Origin of the sequence: Nitrososphaera sp. AFS (assembly GCF_009898475.1) — an archaeon.
GTDB lineage: Archaea > Thermoproteota > Nitrososphaeria > Nitrososphaerales > Nitrososphaeraceae > Nitrosopolaris.
The window spans coordinates 21476-40359 of the sequence record NZ_QURE01000002.1; the positions used below are offsets into that span (position 1 = coordinate 21476).

Genomic DNA, 18884 nt, shown 5'->3' on the forward strand with positions numbered 1-18884 from the left:
GTGATTCATTTCTTTCCTGGTTGGAATAACTCAAACGAACCATCCTCTTTGACCTTGTAGTATTCATCAGCTCTACGGAACAGCCCAACTTCGGATATACCGGGAATCGACCTAAGTTCAATTTCGGTATGAATAGGATCTTCAATTGATTCAAATAAAGTATCTAAAATGATGTTACCGTTTTCAGTAATGTAGGGATATCCATTTTCTGCTTTGCGCAATAGAGGCCTTCCTCCAAGCATCTCTAATTTCTGTTGGATTATTGATCTTGCAAGTTTATGAACTTCGATAGGAATCGATCGGGTGAAATGCTCAACATATTTGGTAAAGTCAGCTAGGATCACTACTTTGTTTGCAGCTGACATCAGCAACTTCTCTCTGAGTAAAGCACCTCCACCTCCCTTAATCATATTAAAATTCGAATCAATCTGGTCTGCCCCATCGAAGACGACATCAACTGCATTTAGTTTGCTTAGATCGACTGTTTCGAGTCCTGCATTTTCAGCTTCAATCTCAATCTGTAAAGAAGTTGTTACAAAACAGATCGACGATTTAGATGGTAGATTCGTTAGTTCTTTCACAAATGCTGCCATAGTACTTCCACTGCCCAGACCTACAATTTTGGCTCGGGATAAATTGCGAGCTATTGCATGTGTTAAACAACCATGCATAGTAGGCTTGGATGGCATTGTTGAGGTTAAATCCCATAACAAACTGACAATATGGATTTATATTTCTTGGGCGCCTGGACTTGCTATTTGTGCTAAGTTTTTGCTCTCTACCATTTAACTTGGGTTGGATCTTACGATTGAAGAAACTGCGTCTCTGCTAACCCTGCGAATGTCCATTGTAATGTTATTATCATTTTTGTTATCTTGAATAGTCTTTAGAGGATATGACGTCACACGGTCACCTTCAGTACTGGTTTTTGGTTCCAGCTGACTTGACTGGCTCAAAAGCTCATAATCTATGTCCACATTTTCAAGCCTATTTAAAGCCTGTAAGATCTCTTGCTGGACGTCTTTAACATTCGTGTCCTCGGATTTATTCTCAGTAAACTCGGCCATAGGGTCCCTTGCTTCGATCGGTTTTGAAAAGGGTTTCTTTTCTTGGTATTGTGGGATCGAATCACGCTGTCGTTCTTCGGCCGAGTGATCCATGGACAAGCCATACTTTTGTGACATCTCGCTCAGCCTTCCATCCAACGATGTGATCTTGGCTTCAATTAGGGAAACCAGTTTATTTCGGGCCTCTGAGAGCTCAGTAAATTCTACCGATAATTGCAACTCATCAATTCTTTTATTTATATTATCTAATTGAGATTTATACTTGGTCACCAAATGATCGCGTTCCTGGCTCCTGCCATTGCCCTGTGCGAATTCATAAGCGCTCGTTATTGAATGAGATAAAATACTTTTTTCGAATTCCAAAGATTCAATTTCTGATTTGGCTGTTTCTAGCTGCTTAGGAGATGTATTCTGTGGCTGTTCTTGATAGGTCAGTCTACGGCTCAGCAGAAATAAAGTAAAAATTGCACCGCCCAAAGCGACGCAAACTATCACAAGGATCTCCACGAACAAATGCTTAAGTCTATCTAAATTACTTTATAGTTAAATTTTTCTAAAATTCAGCCCTTCCAAATTTACTTTTCCTAATTCAGAGCGAGTTACAAAAGATCATATGACTCGCCGCTTGATCCAGTTGTATTTTCTCATCTTGGCATCTGGAAACCCACATTTGGCGCATTCCCTTCCACGCTTATGAAAGGAATTATGACCACATCTTCTGCATCGGATATGTGTCCTTTTTCTTGTGAAATTTCCCATAGAGGTAGTGCCTTTAGTCACCTTCGATCACCCGTAATGCATTAAGTTGGAGGAGGGGATATAATTACAACATTGTCTCCTCTAACTACTATCGTTCCAAGGTCATTGGATTGACCACCATCAAGTATCTCAACTGATTCTTCAAGTAGCAAATTCATATGCTGATCGAATCCATGAAGGCTTCCTCGGATGACCTTCCCGCCCTTCAATTTGATAAGCACGACTTTACCAAGACTTTCATCCAAAACTTTTACTGCCATGTCTACCGACAAGAATAATGTCTACCTAATGGTATGGCATATTGTAGGCATATATTAAAATTTCATTGCCGGGATAATTCTGAAATTAGTTGGACAAGGTTGGTGACTATCTCTCTTAGCAGTCTATTACCTTTGATTTTGCTCGCGCTCCGCGGTTGGCCCCATACTCCGTTGCCAGTCAATATGGGAAATGAGCCAGGCACATTAGTCAACGTAGAATATGCAATCCTGGACTTTGACAGCTTTCTGGAATTTGGCTCTGCCTTTTCCATTTTAACGAGGTCAGGGCATATAGCTAGTACTAACGATGTTTCTACTTCTCCAGCATGGTCCAATTTCTTGTGCATTCCGTTCCAGTAATTAATTGCAAATATGTTGGTATCAGAACGCATAGAGTTGTTGACATTCTGCGAAATATACTGTAAGACGCCAGTGTTCCCGTGATGGCCGTTTATGAATACAATTTCTTTTATCCCTTGAGAGGATAAAGAAATGCAAACCTCACATAATACTCTTGACAGGGTTGAATTCTTTAGAGATACATTGAACATGGGCTGGTGTTCAAATGATACCGCATATGAAATGACCGGCAAAACAAAGCATCCAAGCTCATTAGCTACGAGTGTAGCAATCCGTTCAGAAATTAGAGAATCAGTAGATATTGGAAGATGTGCGCCGTGCTGTTCAAGAGAGCCAACAGGCACTATGGCCCTATTTATTTTCTTAATTAGGCTTGTGAATTTAGTGTGAGTAATATTGTAAATTTGAATAGCCATTATCTATCACTACGTATTGAATCAGCTCTTTAAGCGCATTGCCGTATGTTTGTATTCCTTGACCGGTCAAGTGGCGTTGCTTCTCTTACACATTGTTGTTGTCAAGAACATGTACTCTACCCCAATACACTTCTAACCTCCTCTCAAGATACAACTTTGTCGCTTTGAGCAACGTTTCTGCTTCCAAAGATTGCCCCCTTTCTCGTATTGTATCCAATGTATCTTGTTCATTCACTCTAAAGGAATCCTGATATATGATTGGTCCTTGGTCCAGATCTTCTGTAACGAAGTGTGCGGTACATCCAACTATTTTAGCACCTCGTTCATAAGCCTGAACATAAGCATATGCGCCAGGGAAGGCAGGCAAAAGTGATGGATGGATGTTAATAATCCTGTGAGGGTACCGCCATACAAAATTTGGACTTAGCACTCGCATATATCGCGCCAGAATAATTAGGTCTATATCATACTGGTCGGTGAGTTTCAAAATCTTGGCTTCGGTAGATAGAGGGTCTTGCTTGTCATCAATACCATAGAAAGGTATTCCCCTTGCTTTTGCTTGGTCTTCAAGTATCTGATCACTGCCTATGATTACCGGAATATTACAACTGATTAGGCCTTGCTCTTTGGCTTCTAGAAGCTTGGTTAAGCAGTTTGGTTGTTTGCTTACCAAAATTGCTACATTCCTTAGTCTATTTGGATCATCATAGTGCACCTTTATTTCCATTCCTAACTTGTTTGATAAAGAACGCATTCCGCCGTCAATTTCATTTCGATCAACCGTTTGATAAGAAGCCTCAAGGTGCATTCCGAATAGTCCTCTAACTACATTTTGGTTAACCTGCTCTATGTTCCCCCCAGTTTTAAAAATGAGATTCGTAATATCCGCAACAACTCCTCCACGATCTTTTCCAACAACTGTAACTTCGATAAGGGTTCTAGGTTTAACCATGCTATATTTTCAGACTCGAATTTTCTCTCTCAAACAAACCTTTAAATTTCTAACTGCTCAAAAAGTGACATTTGACGCCAGGTTTCTGGAGCTGCTAATTAATATGTACAAACCGTCTTTTGAAAAATTGATCAGGTCTTCAGAATAGCGCAGGACAATTGATACATGAAGCAGCGGGAAAAAAGTAACAAGTACTACGATTATAATAAGCCTATTGCCAGATGTGTCATTTGCTATACCATTTCTGGATGGCACTGTTCTGAATGTAATAATGATTTTTGTCAATCTCATTTTCAATCGCACAAAGGTAAGAGTGGTTGTAGTTTTGATTGAACGTTAAATTAGTCATTTATAATCTGTTTGTGGCTGAAATGGCTTCTTGTATGTCGACTGATCCTTTGTGAGATGCAAAATACAATGAATATTTCAATCGTATCGTTCATGATTAATCAGATTTCAACCTTGTTCACAAAATGAGTAAGGCTGAAATCGAATGCTATGCATAAATCAACATGTAGGAATATTATATCTGTCGCATTGAGCCTTCAAGAAAATGCGGGGGGTGGGAGTTGAACCCACGAATTCCTAAGAAACAGGGTTCTAGGAACAAGGTTTGAAGCCTGCTCATTCTAAGCATCGCACTTCAAGTATTAAGTCCTGCGCCGTTGGCCAGGCTTGGCAACCCCCGCACAATAACCCCACAAACAGCCAGCAATTTATCTATTATTCTGTCTGTCTGTCTGTCTGTAATACTATACTAATAACCTATCATGATTCAAACGTGTTTACTCTTAGAATCGGTCATGTAAATAAATTAGGAATCGCTGGTCCATGACAACATATTGAGAACTTCGCACTTTACAGAATTAATTGTCAATAATCGACCTTAGCTTTGGTATTAAGTTGGATATTGTCACCGGTTTCTTGATGAAGTGTTTTACATCAATAGACGGCAAGACCTTGTTAAATTCTTCTTTGGTAATTTCGAATGCAGTTATAAATGCAATTTTCATAGATGGATTCTTCTGTTTTATTCGTCTATACAACTCAAAACCATTCATTTTTGGCATTCTTATGTCTGTGAGGACTAGTTTATAGTAATCAGCCGGATGACTGCAAAAATTGTCCAAAGCTGTCTCACTGTCAAAAAATGCATCCACACTGAAAGTAATTCCGTGATCTCCGGTTTCTAGATCCCTTTTGATAATCCGTAATATGTCTCTTTCATCATCGACAACCATTATCCTCGGAGGCTGATTCCTCTCGGATTGATTGTCGAGCATATTTATTTTTCAAAAAATCTCATATATATAACTATCATGGTTATGATATCGTTAAATTTCCATTTTTCCTGCTGAAAAATGCAGTTATCAGTTGGGTTATTCTTGCTCTCAGTCATTGAAAAAACCAATGCTTGCTGAATCTCCCTTTGTTCAAATGGAAAGGTAACCTTGTTACTAATTCAGAGTGTATCATATTTTCAGTCAATAGTGCCCGACGTTACAAAAAATAAGAGTCTGGTTTCTCGGCAAGGGAAGCTAATGAAATAAGCTAGAAAAATATTTACAATAATAATAAATTATCCGCTCAGATATTCTGTTCGAATCTATGATTTCTGGGACAAAGTTATTTGGCACAAATGGTGTACGTGGAGTTTTCGGAAGGGATCTTACTCTTGACCTTGTTATTGATCTTTCATACTCTCTTGCCACTTTTTATAGGACTGGACCTATTGTCGTGGGACGTGACGGTAGAAATTCTAGTCAAATAGTTTCACAAGTTGTCATTTCATCGTTGAATTCAGCGGGCCTGGAAGTTGCGAATGCGGGTCTTATTCCAACTCCTTGCCTACAGTTTGCCGCGAAACGACTCGGGTACAACGGAGGGATCATGATAACTGCTTCTCACAACCCCGGTGAGTTTAATGGGATCAAACCATCAGCTGCTGACGGCGTAGAAATTTCGAGAGAGGACGAATCTACAGTCGAGTCAATCTATTTCTCAAAGCAATTTTCGAAAATAGACGGTACCTGTAGCGAGTTCCACGATGATCGTATAATAAGTTCGTACATTGATAAAGTCATCGAGCTCATAGATATTGAGAAGATTCAAAAACGACGCTTTGTTATCGCCATAGACCCAGGCAACGGCGTACAGACGACTGTCGCGCCGGTACTAGCCAAAAGATTAGGGTGCAGGGTTGTCACCGCGAATAGCACAATAGATGGCACCTTCCCAGCTAGGGGATCTGAACCTTTGCTAGATAATCTCAACACTCTTTCCTGCATTGTGAAGGGTACAAAAGCAGATATTGGAGTCGCATATGATGGCGATGGAGATCGCAGTATTTTTTGCGATGAAAAAGGAGTGATACATCCTGGTGATAAAACAGCTGCCAGTATCGTTGGTTATTTATTGAGAACTAAGCACAGGGGAGCCAATGTAGTATGTCCTATAAATACCACTATGGCTGTGTCAAAGGTTGTCGACGAGGCCGGGTCAAAGGTTATTCACACCAAGATCGGAAGTGTTGAAGTTTCAAGGGAGATGATCAAAACCAAAACAATCGTTGGATTGGAAGAAAACGGTGGTTTCATGTATGGTAAACTAAATGAAGTCAGAGATGGCGTAATGACAACTGCCCTGGTCCTTGATATGCTGGCCTCCGAGAACCAAACACTCTCCGGTTTACTTGCCTCACTGCCAAAAGTATTCCAGTACAAGGCCAAGTTCAAGTGTGATAAATCTACTGCTTTAAAGGTTGTGCGAGTATGCATGGAACATGGCAGCTTCCGCGAACTTCAAACACTTGATGGTGCAAAGATATGGATCGATAGTGAAACCTGGATCATGGTAAGACCGAGCGGTACGGAACCATTGGTTAGGATGTACGCAGAGTCTAGTGATAAGATGCTCTTGGATTCGAAAGTGAGAGAATATCGAAGATTGATCGAATCCACTATCAAAAAATGCCAGCCTTTCGAAAATAGACAACATTTTTAATACTCCTCTAATCCTCATAGAGAGGACTAAGATGATCCCGATGGGTGATATTTAGGACATGAGTAAGCCTTATTATGTGAAATTTGAAACACCAAAAGACCTAGTTAATGCGGTTTATGAAGCGGTACGAACTGCAAAGCAAAGTGGTAAAGTCAGAAAGGGGACCAATGAGACTACGAAGGCAATTGAACGTGGTAGCAGCAGGTTGGTTGTAATAGCAGAGGATGTTGAACCCCCAGAAGTTGTTGCCCACTTGCCGATTCTCTGTGAGGAAAGAAATGCTGCATACATATTTGTGCCAAGCAAGCAGCAACTTGGCGCGTCTCTGGGTATAGAAGTAGGATCTGCGGCCGCCACGATATTGGATGCAGGAGATGGACAACATATTCTAGAGCAGGTAGTGAGTTCTATTGAGTCCATTAAAACAAAAAAGGGCTAGTCGTTAGATGAGCAAAACATCTGAAGAAAAAGTCATTCCTGCTGAAGTAATTCAAATCGTAGGTAGAACGGGCATAGCCGGTGAGGTTATTCAGGTGAGGGTTAGAGTGTTGGAAGGAAAAGATAAAGGACGAATATTGACTAGAAATGTCAAGGGTTCTATTAGGATGAACGATATCTTGATGTTAAGAGAGACTGAGAGGGAAGCTCGAAAGATAAAGTGATCATTGTGATCGGTGTGAGTATGCAATATGAGCAAGAGCACTGCCTCAATTCGTGATTGCTTCTTCTGTGGTAAACACGTACCCACAGGACATGGAACGATGCTTGTCAAGAATGATGGCTCTATTCAATGGACATGTTCCAATAAATGTAAAAAGAATCTTCGTAAGCTAAGACGCGACCCAAGGAGATTCAAATGGACAGAAAAGTACGTGAAAGGCGGCGTCAGAGTCAAAAAATGAAACTATGATGACAGAACAAACTCTAATTGTTATCAAGCCTGATGGGGTGAAACGACATCTATGTGGTATGATACTTTCTCGATTTGAGCAGAAAGGATTTGATATAAATAATATCAAGTCTTTTTATTTTACGTCGCAGAAGGCTAAGGAGTTTTATGCTCCACACAAAGATAAGACCTTTTTTGATGATCTGGTGACCTTCATTACCTCTGGCATGGTAGTAGCCTGTATTTTGAATGGACCAAACGCCATTACTACTATAAGGTTAATGATAGGTGCAACTAGATCCTTTGAGAGTGCTCCAGGAACAATTAGAGGTGACCTCGGACTTGGTATAACCGATAATGTTATCCACTCTTCGGATTCCTATGAAAGCTTCATAAAAGAGTCAAGGGTCATTTTTGATCGTATTATTTAAGTGAAGCTCAGGCAACCAGTTGTAGTGGTTTTAGGTCATGTAGACTCAGGCAAGACCTCTCTGCTTGATAGGATAAGAGGAACTGCTGTTCAGGCTCGAGAGGTAGGTGGCATTACCCAACATATTGGTGCAAGCATCTTTCCTATAGAAACTATAAGGGAAATAACTGGCAGATTATATGAACGGCTCGAAAAGTCTGAGACGCAGATACCAGGTTTGTTGATGATCGATACTCCAGGCCACGAAGTTTTCGCTAACCTAAGAATGCGTGGAGGATCAGCAGCAGATCTTGCTATCGTGGTCGTTGATGCTAACAAAGGGTTCGAGCCTCAAACAATAGAAAGCATAGGTATACTTACTAATAGAAAGGTACCTTTCTTAATAGCTCTTAATAAAGTGGACGCAATATCAGGATGGAAAAAAGGTAGTCAAACAGGTAATAAGGTGTCGCTAATTTCAGATGAAATTAAAGTCCAGGACGCCTTTGTATCTGAATTGCTGGACGAAAAAATTTATGACGTAGTCGGAGCGCTTTCGAGATTAGGTTACAACTCTGAAGCATTCTGGCGAGTTAAGAACTTTGCAAAAGAGCTTGCAATAGTGCCTGTAAGTGCTGCAACAGGTGTTGGTATACCTGAGTTACTTGCAGTTTTAGTTGGTCTAGCTCAGCAATTTATGGCTACCAGATTAGAAAGGCATTCTTCCTCCACGAAGGGAATCATCCTTGAAATCAACGAAGAGGTGGGTCTAGGACCAACGGCCAATATCATAATACTAGACGGTGAGTTGAAGCAGGGCGATAGCATAGTTTTGGCGAAGAGGGATTCTGCGATAGTTACTAGAATCAAGTCCTTGCTCATACCAAGGCCTTTAGATGAGATGAGAGATCCAAGAGATAAATTCAAGCCAGTAAGTGAGGTAATAGCTGCAGCCGGGGTAAAGATAACGGCTCACGATCTAGATGGTGTTCTTGCCGGAAGCCCAGTATATGTATTGAAAAGTGGAGATAATGAAGATAGGATCAAATCAATTGTGGAGACAGAGATTAAGAGCGCGTTTATCGACACTAATTCTATCGGTGTCATTCTGAAATGTGATACTATAGGGTCTGTCGAAGCTCTTACAGATCTTCTTAAACACGAAAATATACCGATTCAAAGTGCTGATATTGGTCCAATCACAAGGAGAGATGTAATTGCAGCTTCCACTGTGAGGGAAAAGGACAGGTATGTTGGAGTAGTTCTTGGATTCAATACAAAGATACTAGAAGATGCACTCAAGGAATCGCAGGAGAGAAATGTCAAGATCATAATGGATCGGATAATCTACAATCTCGTGAGAGGATATACCGATTGGGTCAAGTATCAAAAAGAACACGAAGATTCTATTTTATTTAACGAGATCCAGCCGGTCTGTAAATTTCAATTTTTAAAGGGGTTCATTTTTCGGCGAAACAATCCGGCCGTTTTTGGAGCAGAAGTATTAGTAGGCAGATTGAGACAGAAGGTCAAAATTATGAATGAAGTTGGCCAAAAAATAGGAGTCATACATCAAGTGCAAGAAAATGGTAAATCACTAGATGAGGCAACCAAAGGAATGCAGATAGCAGTATCGATCAGGGGACCGGTGATCGGTAGACAGATTAATGAGGGTGACATCTTCTACACCGATTTAAACAGTAAAGAGGCAAAGCTGCTCGCTGAACGCTTCAAAGCCCGCTTGACTCCCGAAGAGGATGAGGTCTTTGGTAAAATTTTGACGCTAAAAAGAAGTGAGGATTCTGCTTACGGTTATATTTAGCATCTATTGCCCGTTCCAGTCTTAGATAGACAGTCACTGGTATTTTTGTAATAGTCCTTCTAGACCCTTTTCTCCTACCGCACCTACAGCTCTGTCTATAGGCTTGCCATTCATGAACATTATGAAGGTAGGAATAGCGTAAACATCGAATTTCATGGCAACAGTTTGACTGTCATCTACATTTAAGCGTGCAAAGGTGACCTTGTCTGCATATTTCTTGGCTAGCTTGTCGAATATTGGTAGCATAAATTGACACGGACCACACCAGGTAGCCCAAAAATCAACCAACACTGGCTTGCTCCCATTGACGATTCCAAAAAAGTTCTTCTCAGAGAGCTCCATCAAGGTTTGATTTGAGCTTGCGTGTACACCAGGATTTTTTTTTCAGGACAACTAAAGCAGCGAATTGCTATTTAAGACTTTGTCATATGTCGTCATTGAATATTCTTCAGAGGTCCAACATAAATTTAACAGTCACGCCACCAGAATGTCGATTGATTTCCATTTCGTGGTACGTTACCCCTTTAATCTCTATTTTATAGCTGTGCTTATCCAAGTCTATTTTTTCGCCCATTGCTTCCCCTTTAATTGAGTATATTCCTTGGTTTTCGATTATCTTAACTTTAAAATTTGAAACAACAATTTTCTCTACTAGCACTAGTAGCAAAACCTTTTCGAGCCAATTATACAAGAGATTTTCCATATCATGCCCCGTGGCTTCAATCAAGAGCTTCAGGGCGGGCGAAAATCTATGGATGTCGAACATTGCATGGACAAGGCCACGGGCAGAGTTTTCAAAGGCATTTTCAATAGTACTTCCGGTTGCTTCTATCACCAAGTCGGTAACATGATCTAAATAACGAAATCCTGAATCTACCATGCGATCTCATTTTCTCTTAATTATAATAATTGATCGGAAAATCTAAATGCGAACACATGACGTTCATAAATATGAAGCTAGAGCTCCCGCGGGGAATGAGAGACATTGAACCAAACGAGCTTGTCGGCATTAAATTCATAAAAGACAAGTTCGACGAGACAGCAAAGCTATTCAACTTTGTTGCTATAGAGCCCTCTCCTATCGAAATGTTGGCCACACTTGAGGCCAAAGCGGGGCCTAGTATATCCAATGACATTTACAGCTTTATTGACAAAGGCGACAGAAAAATCGCTTTAAGATTTGATCTTACTGTAGGAATGACGCGGTTCATTAGTCTTAGACGAGATCTGAAAATGCCAATGAAAGTAGCTTCCTTCGCAGGAGTGTGGAGATATGACGAGCCCCAAGCCGCACGTTACCGATATTTCCATCAATGGGATATTGAGCTTTACGGTTCTTTTAGTGTTGAATCAGACGCAGAAGTCATAGAATTTGTTTCAAGGTTTCTTGACAAGCTCGGCCTGAATGCTGTGATTGAGATAAATGACTTAAGGCTTATAGAGGAGTATATCCAGAAAGTGTTAGGCATTTTTGATAAACCGAAAATCCGCGAAATGCTTAGAGCCTTGGACAAGATCTCCAAGAAAAGCTCTGAAGATGTGATTGATGAATATTCTGAACGGCTTGACCCCGAAGCACTACGCCAATTAATATCTGATACAAGGACTAAAGGGTCACTAGAGGAGGTTAAAGGGAGATTGGAAAAAGCCTCTAAATTATGCTGGCGCAATCTTGAAGAGTTAATGGATTCTCTAAGATTAAGAAAAGTGAAGGACACGAGAATTAATTTAGGGATAGTGCGTGGACTAGATTATTATTCTGGGATAGTATTTGAGGCGTTTGATCCTGGAGCAGAGGTTGGGGCGATTGTAGGAGGGGGACGGTATGACCTACTAATGAATGCCTTTGGGAGAGACGATCTTGGGGCCGCCGGAGCAGCAGGAGGTATTGAGCGGATATTGCTGGCTTTGAAAAAAAAGGGTGTCCTGCAATCTCATAAATCTCCATTAATCTATGTAGCATATTCATCGCCAAATGTTAAGAGATATGCTATTGAATTAATTTCAGACTTGCGAAAATTCGGGATCAGTGTAGATTATGACATGCAAGGCAGGCCTATGCGAAGACAGGTACAGGATGCATATTCAAAGGAATCAATCCTTATAATTATGATAACGGAAGAATTTGCGGAAACTGGTCTTGTGACCATCAAAGACGTGAGAGATCACTCAGAAAAGAAATTCCGGATTGATAACCTTGGTGAGCTGCTCAATAAGCAATTAGTGGCACCAAAACATATAGGCTAAACCGAATCGAGGTTATTCTTAGCCGATCATTACTAGTGCATTAGTTTGCAGCGAATGGGCAATAATTTAAGATACTTAGGTTCCGCATTTCAAAACACTAATTTTATAAATGTGCTATAGTTAATGGTGGTAGGGCAATTCGGTAGTGAAGTGATGACATTATGTTTGGCGTTCAAAAGCCAGAATAGCTTCTATGACCTGAATATCCAAAGTTATGATATGAATAAAATAAGACAAAACAATGGGTCACGACGGGAATCGATTTGGATAGGAGTGGCAGTCAATTAATACGCTTAAATATTCTTTAATGGAGGCCAAACACTGATGATTGGTGCACGTCGCAAAGGGCTATACAGTGCTTCGAATGAGAGTAGAAACAACCGTGAGGGCCTGAAAGGCTGGCTTGATCCAACGGGCTACGGTTGGGAGCGGATATCGTATTGGCTACAGAGATTAACAGGTTTGTTTTTGTTGGTTTATTTTGTTGGGCATGTATATGAAACCAGCTCGCTTACTGGCGGCATTGGATCATGGAATGCGATGCTCAAATTCACAGAAACTACATGGGGGCATCTGTTTCTCATCCTAGTCATAGGCACAAGTACATACCATTCCATAAATGGTATTAGGCTGATTTTTACAGAAACTGGGAAAGGAGTGGGAAAGCCAGGAAGGCCAGAGTACCCTTATGACGCTTTATCCTTAAATTACCGGCAAAAGTCCGGAATATGGATCGCGTTGATCTTGGCAGTAGTAGCAATGGCTTATGGCTTTAATGTGCTTTTCACTGGAGGCTAAATTTCTGCAAGGGTATGAAAAAATGTCCACAGCTGGAGTAATGGTCCGAATATATTTCCGATATCCAAACTTAGACACATTTCTGAAGGCCTCGAATGCTAAAGAAAGAATAGTGTCCTCGAAAAAGATCTTTCTTGATTCAACTCGAAGCTCATATGTAAGTACTGGTCATTTCTCGGTTGTGCCAGAAAATGATTTTTTCACCCTCTCATCCGATGTTTTACTGCAAAGGTTCAGAATTGTTTGGTCCACGCTGCGGAATTGCCAGATTTTTAACATATGCACTCTTGCATGTACTATCTTGGTCCAATCTAATAGCCAGATCAGCACTTATGAAATCGTCCTACAATTTTTTGGAGTAAGATTACTTGGTTGATATGATAAGGAGGATACACATGTTAGGCACAAATGGAAAACGGGCCAAGTCTAAGAGTGGTCCCGGGATGAATAGCGTGACGATGAGAATATACAGGTCAACTGAAGAGGGCAATAAAGGTAGGTTTGACTCCTTTGATATCCCTATTCAACGCTGGACTACTGTGCTTGACGCATTACTCTACATCAAAGCATATAAAGACAGTAGTATCGGAATTAGATACTCGTGCCGTATGGCCTCTTGCGGGTCTTGCGGGATGAAGATTAATGGCAAGCCGAGGCTTGCCTGTTATACGAATGTATTGGAACTTGACTCTAGCGAGATCAGCTGCGAACCAATGTCAAACTTCCCGGTCCTCAGGGACCTCGTAACTGATTTTTCTCAGTTCTTAAACCACCATAGAAATATGAAGCCATATATAATAAATCCTGAAATCGATTTACGTGATAACCCCCAGTTATCAGAATTCTTGCAGAACCCCACAGACGCAGATAAATTTCTACAGTTCTCGTATTGTATCAAATGTGGTCTGTGTTATTCAGCCTGTCCTACCGTGGCAACTGATACTAAATTTCCGGGGCCTCAAGCTTTAGCACAGGCATATCGATACTCAGCAGACACTAGAGATGCAGGATCGCGATACGGTCTGACTTCTATAGATAGTAGGCACGGCCTATGGAGATGCCATTTTTCAGGCTCATGCAGCAAGGTTTGTCCAAAAGGCGTAGATCCAGCCTTAGGCATTCAGCTACTTAGAGGCAATATTATGAGCATTACTAAGCGCCACAAGAAAATTGCCGAGTTAAAGCAGCACACGCGTAATCCGCAGACTGACTAATGACTACAAGATCACTGCTTCATGGGAGGTTTGCTGTCGTTTACTTGTTTATTTATTGCATCTGCCATGAAGTGATTACTAACATTAACCTTAACGTCTTCTATACCTTGTAGCATATAGATATTGTCACGAACATCCTGAGCTATCTTGAAGCCAAAAACGGCTGGACAAAATGGACTAGTGAGATGCAAATCTATGTTTACCCTACCCATTTGAATATCCACCTTGTCAACGAGCTCCAATTCCATTATGGAAACCCCTATTTCTGGATCAACCACTTTGGTGAGTTCGTCAAATATCTGTCTCCGGGTCTCTTGAATATCTTGACTCATCCCTGTTGAATTTCGTAATTATCCATATATAACTATTATATTAAACCACTATACCTATTTGAAAAGCTGAATAATGCTTTACTCATTAATTGACTGTCGATATTACAAAACCTTGACACAAACCGTTATAATATGAATATTCTCCGTCTGTAATTGCAGTTTATGTATCGTTCAAGGCCTAAGGGCTCATTGCACAAAGATATGCTGGACTTTTTGTCTTCAATAGGAGATGATCAGGAAGTATTCATATACGATTTGCTAGGTAGCCAAGCGCATGTTTTGATGTTAAACGATATTGGATTGATGGCCTACAATGAAACAAAAGCAATTCTGACCACATTAGATCGATTAAAACACCATCCTAACATTTTGGATACACAAAATGCAGAGGATATTCATGAGGCCATTGAATCCACAGTGATAAAGCAAATAGGTATGGAAATTGGCGGGAAAATGCAGATCGGACGTTCAAGAAATGATCAAGTTATACTGGACATACTCATGAAAGTTCGTGATGATATTAATGTAATTTGCGATTCTCTAATCATCTTACTGCAATCACTGCTGGAGAAAGCGGATGAAAATGTAAACACCGTTATGCCTCTTTATACCCATTTGAGGCAGGCCCAAATTGGCTCATATTCACACTTCATAGTATCGTACGTTGATTCTCTGCTCAGAGATATGGAGAGGCTTTATACTTGTTACGGCCGAATAAATCGATCCCCGCTGGGGGCCGGTGCCGTAGGTGGATCAAGGATCATGCTTGATAGGGTAAAAACTGCTAAACTCCTTGGGTTTAGCAGTGTGATCGAAAATTCCATTGATGCTACAAGTTCCCGTGATGTTGTCATTGAGTATGCAAGCAATCTGGCCATGATTATGCTAACCCTAAGTAGGATGACAGAAGATTTCATTATCTGGTCTAGTGATGAATTTGCCTTTATCGAAATCTCCGATGAATATAGCTCTTCCTCAAGCTCAATGCCTCAAAAGAAAAATCCAGACCCTCTTGAGCTCTTGAGGGGCAAAGCTGGACAGGTTTTAGGTGATCTGTTCGCAATGACAAGTATCATCAAATCCATCCCGTCAGGGTATAGTCGAGATTTACAAGAGCTCAAACCCACTATTTGGCATATCGCTTCAACTACGAATCAGTCCCTGAAAGTTCTTACGTATATCGTCAAGACTATCACTGTTAACAAGGGAAGAATGTTGGAAGCTTCGAATAACAGCTATGCTCTTTCCTTTGACATAGCGGAATTATTGTCTGTTAAATACGGAATTGCATTCAGGACCGCGCACAAGATTATGGGTCTCCTGGTGCAAAGGGCTGTCCTAAAGAATAAGCAACCACTCAGAATGCTTTCTAAAGAGGACGTACGAAAGGTGTTAGAGAAAACTGGTTGTACAGTAAATGCAGAAGATGTGTCAAACGACATTAAGGGCATGACTCCTAACCTGTCTATTTCATCTAGACAATCAGCAGGTTCGCCGAATCCGCAGCAAGTACAGACTAGAGTCAAACTCCTCCGCGCTAGAGTGTTTAAGTATAAAGAACAAATTTCAGCCAGAAAAAATTCCGTCAGTGAAGCGTTTCAGATGCTCTCGCTACGTGTAAAGAAATATTCTGGAAATGATGTGAGTGGTATAAGGTAAAGCTTATGGAACAAGTGTAACTCATCATTATATTGTCTAAGGACAATTCGAAAGTCTCTGCCGAGCAATTCCGGTCCGGTAAGATGGGTGAAGCAATTTCAGCTGTGTTACCTACCAGAGAGCACCCAAAGGAGCATTTGAATAAAAATAAAACTGTTAGTTGTACCTACCATTAGAGAATTAATAGGTATAGCCCGGCCCAGATTCGAACTGGGGTCAAAGGCTCCAAAGGCCTCTATGCTTGGCCACTACATTCGGCAGAATTCAATCTACTACCGGGCTTCCGGGCGTATTTTGAATAGATGATCCCATCTTTAGAATGTTACGCGTTCAAACGTAGGTATGAAATCATTTTATGTAGCGGATGTTCCATTCTGTTAAGAATCCTTTTCGCCAGTTTCATATGACGTACAATGAAATCCTCATCTGTGAGCATCTTATTAGTTAACCTGACCAAATTATATTGATCTGTAGCTCTCATAGCTAATCCTGAATTTACAAGGTACCTTTCCACATGGAATCTGAAAGGTGAAATTGATATCGTCGGAATTCCAAGGAGAGACGCCTCAGTAGTCATGGTTCCTCCTGCGCCAATAAAAACATCAGACGAAGATAATAGCGTAATACCGTCTATGACCTCGTCTAGGATTTCTGCCTTACCTACATAGCGCTTCGCAAATTGTCGAACCTGTTCGTCGTATCTTCCCAATATTACTATCTGATTTGTTTTATGAAAACGATCTACAACGGAATCAATCATAGAAATGCGATTTTTGAAGTTCTTGTCCGCGATATAGGAGGCGTTTGTCTCTTCTGGCCTAATCAGAATTTTTTTCTCTCTACAGACGTCAGTTCGCGCCGCTTGGATATTCGGTTGTAGCTTCGACTGCCAATTTTCCTGCTTGAGCCAAGCCGCGGGGTCCAAAGCCTTGTAATGAGTAATTTTAGCTTTTGAAATCCCGAAGGGTAGCCATTCATGGACTGGAATGACCCATGGACTAAATAGATGATCAACTAGAGGTAAAGAAATCCTTGAGACAGCGCTAGCATGGGGTGAGTCATTAAATGCAATATGCCTTACTCCTAGGCCGAACGCCACACGTGATGCTTCAGGTGAGCAAAAAGTGATCGCCAAATCAGGCTCAAATTTATTTATCAGATCAGCTAGCTCAAAAATTCGCTTGGCACTTTCTCGCAATTTTTGATAGCGACTCGCGCCGCCGTGCCTACCAACTATTTCAAGCTTAAGACTTTTTACTTTTGCTAGACCTTCTGCCTCCCTGTAATGCCTAGAAGTATAGAGCAACTCGTGGCCGTAATCATGTAAAAGAGTTGCTGCGGATCCAAAGAACATTACTTGTTTAGGTGTCAGAATATCGAACCAAATTCTCAAGATATGGCAAGGTTTAGTAAAAAGGGGATGGAAAAACCTTTCTTTAACCACACTTTAGATAGGCCTGGAGGGTGAAAAAATTCCTGTGGTAGTCTTAGTAGGGGGATTAGGGTAAGATGGCTGGAAGTCTAACCACCGTATCGGTGGTCGTGTATGGGCTTAGTACTGAGGGCTATCGCTTAGGCTCTATGATGGCAGTCAAGGGTTTCAAAGTTTCATTAATAGATGAGGCAGCTCGTATGGCTATATCGTTAAAGCCTGACATCGCCAGAACATATCCTGACGTTAGCTCTCTAATAGAGGATGAGCCCCTACTAGCGCTAGAACCTGTTGATGTAGCAATAGGGGAGGCTTCCCATATTTTTTTTGCGCCTAAAATTCGAAAGGTAGGCCAAGAGGTCAAAGCCGACGTCGCATCCAAATTTAAAGATGCCATGAGACCAATGAAAAAAGGTTCGTCGATAATTTTCTCTCTTCCAACAGGCATAGGCGGAAATAGTGAAAACATAGCGCTAATCGAGCATGTTACAGGAATGAGTGTGGGTGAAGATATCTCCTACTACTATGTACCATTGAGTCAGGAAATAAACACGACTCCAGAATTGATCGTCGGATCGTCAAAATCTAGGCATGATCTAGAGATCTCTAAAATGTTATCCGATCCTGATCTCAAGTCTAAAATTAGCTTTATCGACATCACATCAGCGGAATTTTTACATTCCATTCGCATCTTAGGACAATATGCACAGATGGCAAGCATTTTGGAAATTTGTAAAAACTTTAGGGACACCAATAATAAAAGCGAACCTATACGTCGAGCATTTAGTGACCTGTACCTCGATAACATTGCTAATGGCCTTTATGACCTCAGAGTCATAGGCTCTTCTCTGGCGGGGGCTGGGCCATTGATGTATCTAGTTAACGGGAGCATTAAAGGAACGGAAAGTTATGTTAAGCACTTAATAGATAGGGTTCGTGAACTTTTGAAGAAACGGGACTTAAAGGCTAGCAGGACAAAGGTTGCAATTGCGTGGACCTTGGATCCTAATGAGATGCGTGGTGACAAGTTAGAACTTTTATCGACTCTTGAATCCAAATTAAAAGATTACATTGGGGACGTTGAAAGACAATCCTCTTCATCGTTAGATCTATACCCCACCGAAAAAGTAAGGATCGTAATCGCCTGCTCTAGAACAGATTACATGAGAATAACGTCTAGAAGTAAGGAGAACTCGGATTTTATCATTATGAAAGCTAATCCTATCTGCGAGATAATAGGTTAGGCTAGTGTCTTAACCGAATTG

General features: G+C 40.9%; 22 protein-coding genes and 2 tRNA genes. 11 read left to right on the plus strand and 13 right to left on the minus strand.

The genetic code is table 11. The features are described 5' to 3' along the window. Positions 1 to 5: 5 nt before the first annotated feature. The 8 genes from rpiA to DYY65_RS00315 form a co-directional block, all read right to left on the minus strand. Positions 6 to 689, minus strand: coding sequence for a ribose 5-phosphate isomerase A (gene rpiA / locus DYY65_RS00280; protein ID WP_236561560.1), 684 nt, complete (start codon positions 687 to 689; stop codon positions 6 to 8). Positions 690 to 785: 96 nt separating this feature from the next. Beyond that, positions 786 to 1562: a hypothetical protein gene (locus DYY65_RS00285; RefSeq protein WP_162476005.1), complete on the minus strand. Its 777-nt coding sequence runs from the start codon at positions 1560 to 1562 to the stop codon at positions 786 to 788. Between the two features lie 114 nt (positions 1563 to 1676). Continuing rightward, positions 1677 to 1847, minus strand: coding sequence for a 50S ribosomal protein L37e (locus DYY65_RS00290; protein ID WP_370519245.1), 171 nt, complete (start codon positions 1845 to 1847; stop codon positions 1677 to 1679). Positions 1848 to 1867: 20 nt separating this feature from the next. After that, entirely contained in the window at positions 1868 to 2098 is a 231-nt protein-coding gene (locus DYY65_RS00295) for an LSM domain-containing protein (protein WP_162476007.1), read from the minus strand. A 50-nt stretch (positions 2099 to 2148) separates the two neighbouring features. Then, positions 2149 to 2862 (minus strand): creatininase family protein, encoded by a 714-nt coding sequence (locus tag DYY65_RS00300; protein ID WP_162476008.1) that lies wholly within the window; start codon positions 2860 to 2862, stop codon positions 2149 to 2151. 85 nt (positions 2863 to 2947) lie between these two features. Further along, complete coding sequence (locus DYY65_RS00305) at positions 2948 to 3814, minus strand: formyltetrahydrofolate deformylase (protein WP_162476009.1); 867 nt, start codon at positions 3812 to 3814, stop codon at positions 2948 to 2950. Positions 3815 to 4368: 554 nt separating this feature from the next. Then, a tRNA-Leu gene (locus DYY65_RS00310) sits at positions 4369 to 4503 on the minus strand. A gap of 177 nt (positions 4504 to 4680) precedes the next feature. After that, the gene (locus DYY65_RS00315; RefSeq protein ID WP_162476010.1) at positions 4681 to 5097 is read right to left on the minus strand and encodes a response regulator; all 417 of its coding nucleotides are present in this window, start codon (positions 5095 to 5097) and stop codon (positions 4681 to 4683) included. A 325-nt stretch (positions 5098 to 5422) separates the two neighbouring features. Between DYY65_RS00315 and glmM the strand changes: the two genes are divergently transcribed. Genes glmM through infB form a run of 6 tightly spaced genes read left to right on the plus strand, consistent with a single transcriptional unit; the run spans position 5423 to position 9937 of the window. Continuing rightward, positions 5423 to 6817 carry a phosphoglucosamine mutase gene (gene glmM / locus DYY65_RS00320; protein ID WP_162476011.1) on the plus strand — a complete coding sequence of 465 codons (1395 nt, stop codon included), beginning with the start codon at positions 5423 to 5425 and terminating at the stop codon, positions 6815 to 6817. Positions 6818 to 6875: 58 nt separating this feature from the next. Continuing rightward, a complete protein-coding gene (gene rpl7ae, locus DYY65_RS00325; RefSeq protein ID WP_162476012.1) occupies positions 6876 to 7256 on the plus strand; it encodes a 50S ribosomal protein L7Ae in 381 nt (126 codons plus the stop codon). Between the two features lie 7 nt (positions 7257 to 7263). Next, positions 7264 to 7479 carry a 30S ribosomal protein S28e gene (locus DYY65_RS00330; protein WP_162476013.1) on the plus strand — a complete coding sequence of 72 codons (216 nt, stop codon included), beginning with the start codon at positions 7264 to 7266 and terminating at the stop codon, positions 7477 to 7479. 27 nt (positions 7480 to 7506) lie between these two features. After that, on the plus strand, positions 7507 to 7719 hold the full coding sequence (locus tag DYY65_RS00335) for a 50S ribosomal protein L24e (protein ID WP_162476014.1): 213 nt from the start codon (positions 7507 to 7509) through the stop codon (positions 7717 to 7719). Between the two features lie 4 nt (positions 7720 to 7723). Further along, entirely contained in the window at positions 7724 to 8137 is a 414-nt protein-coding gene (gene ndk / locus DYY65_RS00340) for a nucleoside-diphosphate kinase (RefSeq protein WP_201449229.1), read from the plus strand. Continuing rightward, complete coding sequence (infB, locus tag DYY65_RS00345; RefSeq protein WP_370519246.1) at positions 8138 to 9937, plus strand: translation initiation factor IF-2; 1800 nt, start codon at positions 8138 to 8140, stop codon at positions 9935 to 9937. A gap of 33 nt (positions 9938 to 9970) precedes the next feature. On the opposite strand, the gene trxA is transcribed toward infB, so the two are convergent. Together trxA and DYY65_RS00355 are read right to left on the minus strand one after the other, a co-directional pair. Continuing rightward, entirely contained in the window at positions 9971 to 10279 is a 309-nt protein-coding gene (gene trxA, locus DYY65_RS00350) for a thioredoxin (protein ID WP_162476041.1), read from the minus strand. Positions 10280 to 10385: 106 nt separating this feature from the next. Then, positions 10386 to 10817: an archease gene (locus tag DYY65_RS00355; protein ID WP_162476015.1), complete on the minus strand. Its 432-nt coding sequence runs from the start codon at positions 10815 to 10817 to the stop codon at positions 10386 to 10388. A 56-nt stretch (positions 10818 to 10873) separates the two neighbouring features. On the opposite strand from DYY65_RS00355, the gene hisS reads away from it, so the two are divergent. The 3 genes from hisS to DYY65_RS00370 all read left to right on the plus strand — a co-directional run bounded on the left by hisS (position 10874) and on the right by DYY65_RS00370 (position 14196). After that, complete coding sequence (hisS, locus tag DYY65_RS00360; RefSeq protein ID WP_162476016.1) at positions 10874 to 12184, plus strand: histidine--tRNA ligase; 1311 nt, start codon at positions 10874 to 10876, stop codon at positions 12182 to 12184. Positions 12185 to 12508: 324 nt separating this feature from the next. Beyond that, positions 12509 to 12982: a succinate dehydrogenase gene (locus tag DYY65_RS00365; RefSeq protein ID WP_162476017.1), complete on the plus strand. Its 474-nt coding sequence runs from the start codon at positions 12509 to 12511 to the stop codon at positions 12980 to 12982. 395 nt (positions 12983 to 13377) lie between these two features. After that, positions 13378 to 14196 (plus strand): succinate dehydrogenase/fumarate reductase iron-sulfur subunit, encoded by an 819-nt coding sequence (locus tag DYY65_RS00370; protein ID WP_236561561.1) that lies wholly within the window; start codon positions 13378 to 13380, stop codon positions 14194 to 14196. An 11-nt stretch (positions 14197 to 14207) separates the two neighbouring features. Here the strand turns inward: DYY65_RS00370 and DYY65_RS00375 are convergent, their stop codons facing one another. Continuing rightward, a complete protein-coding gene (locus DYY65_RS00375; RefSeq protein WP_162476018.1) occupies positions 14208 to 14528 on the minus strand; it encodes a metal-sulfur cluster assembly factor in 321 nt (106 codons plus the stop codon). Positions 14529 to 14690: 162 nt separating this feature from the next. Between DYY65_RS00375 and argH the strand changes: the two genes are divergently transcribed. Continuing rightward, positions 14691 to 16187: an argininosuccinate lyase gene (gene argH / locus DYY65_RS00380; RefSeq protein WP_201449231.1), complete on the plus strand. Its 1497-nt coding sequence runs from the start codon at positions 14691 to 14693 to the stop codon at positions 16185 to 16187. Positions 16188 to 16377: 190 nt separating this feature from the next. Here the strand turns inward: argH and DYY65_RS00385 are convergent. Both DYY65_RS00385 and DYY65_RS00390 read right to left on the minus strand, forming a co-directional pair. Next, positions 16378 to 16469: transfer RNA gene (locus DYY65_RS00385), tRNA-Gln, on the minus strand. A gap of 40 nt (positions 16470 to 16509) precedes the next feature. Then, complete coding sequence (locus DYY65_RS00390) at positions 16510 to 17631, minus strand: DUF354 domain-containing protein (protein ID WP_370519247.1); 1122 nt, start codon at positions 17629 to 17631, stop codon at positions 16510 to 16512. Between the two features lie 65 nt (positions 17632 to 17696). Here DYY65_RS00390 and DYY65_RS00395 point away from each other — a divergent pair, with 65 nt between their 5' ends. After that, a complete protein-coding gene (locus DYY65_RS00395; RefSeq protein WP_162476021.1) occupies positions 17697 to 18863 on the plus strand; it encodes a hypothetical protein in 1167 nt (388 codons plus the stop codon). The last annotated feature ends 21 nt before the right edge of the window (positions 18864 to 18884 follow it).

Bases quoted from the DNA above. Each gene is read 5' to 3' on its own strand.
- DYY65_RS00335 (WP_162476014.1), top strand. From the start codon at position 7,507: ATGAGCAAGAGCACTGCCTCAATTCGTGATTGCTTCTTCTGTGGTAAA.
- ndk (WP_201449229.1), top strand. From the start codon at position 7,724: ATGATGACAGAACAAACTCTAATTGTTATCAAGCCTGATGGGGTGAAA.
- DYY65_RS00330 (WP_162476013.1), top strand. From the start codon at position 7,264: ATGAGCAAAACATCTGAAGAAAAAGTCATTCCTGCTGAAGTAATTCAA.
- hisS (WP_162476016.1), top strand. From the start codon at position 10,874: ATGACGTTCATAAATATGAAGCTAGAGCTCCCGCGGGGAATGAGAGAC.
- DYY65_RS00355 (WP_162476015.1), bottom strand. From the start codon at position 10,817: ATGGTAGATTCAGGATTTCGTTATTTAGATCATGTTACCGACTTGGTG.
- DYY65_RS00305 (WP_162476009.1), bottom strand. From the start codon at position 3,814: ATGGTTAAACCTAGAACCCTTATCGAAGTTACAGTTGTTGGAAAAGAT.
- DYY65_RS00375 (WP_162476018.1), bottom strand. From the start codon at position 14,528: ATGAGTCAAGATATTCAAGAGACCCGGAGACAGATATTTGACGAACTC.
- DYY65_RS00395 (WP_162476021.1), top strand. From the start codon at position 17,697: ATGGCTGGAAGTCTAACCACCGTATCGGTGGTCGTGTATGGGCTTAGT.
- DYY65_RS00365 (WP_162476017.1), top strand. From the start codon at position 12,509: ATGATTGGTGCACGTCGCAAAGGGCTATACAGTGCTTCGAATGAGAGT.
- DYY65_RS00300 (WP_162476008.1), bottom strand. From the start codon at position 2,862: ATGGCTATTCAAATTTACAATATTACTCACACTAAATTCACAAGCCTA.
- DYY65_RS00370 (WP_236561561.1), top strand. From the start codon at position 13,378: ATGTTAGGCACAAATGGAAAACGGGCCAAGTCTAAGAGTGGTCCCGGG.
- DYY65_RS00315 (WP_162476010.1), bottom strand. From the start codon at position 5,097: ATGCTCGACAATCAATCCGAGAGGAATCAGCCTCCGAGGATAATGGTT.
- rpl7ae (WP_162476012.1), top strand. From the start codon at position 6,876: ATGAGTAAGCCTTATTATGTGAAATTTGAAACACCAAAAGACCTAGTT.
- rpiA (WP_236561560.1), bottom strand. From the start codon at position 689: ATGCCATCCAAGCCTACTATGCATGGTTGTTTAACACATGCAATAGCT.
- glmM (WP_162476011.1), top strand. From the start codon at position 5,423: ATGATTTCTGGGACAAAGTTATTTGGCACAAATGGTGTACGTGGAGTT.
- argH (WP_201449231.1), top strand. From the start codon at position 14,691: ATGTATCGTTCAAGGCCTAAGGGCTCATTGCACAAAGATATGCTGGAC.
- trxA (WP_162476041.1), bottom strand. From the start codon at position 10,279: ATGGAGCTCTCTGAGAAGAACTTTTTTGGAATCGTCAATGGGAGCAAG.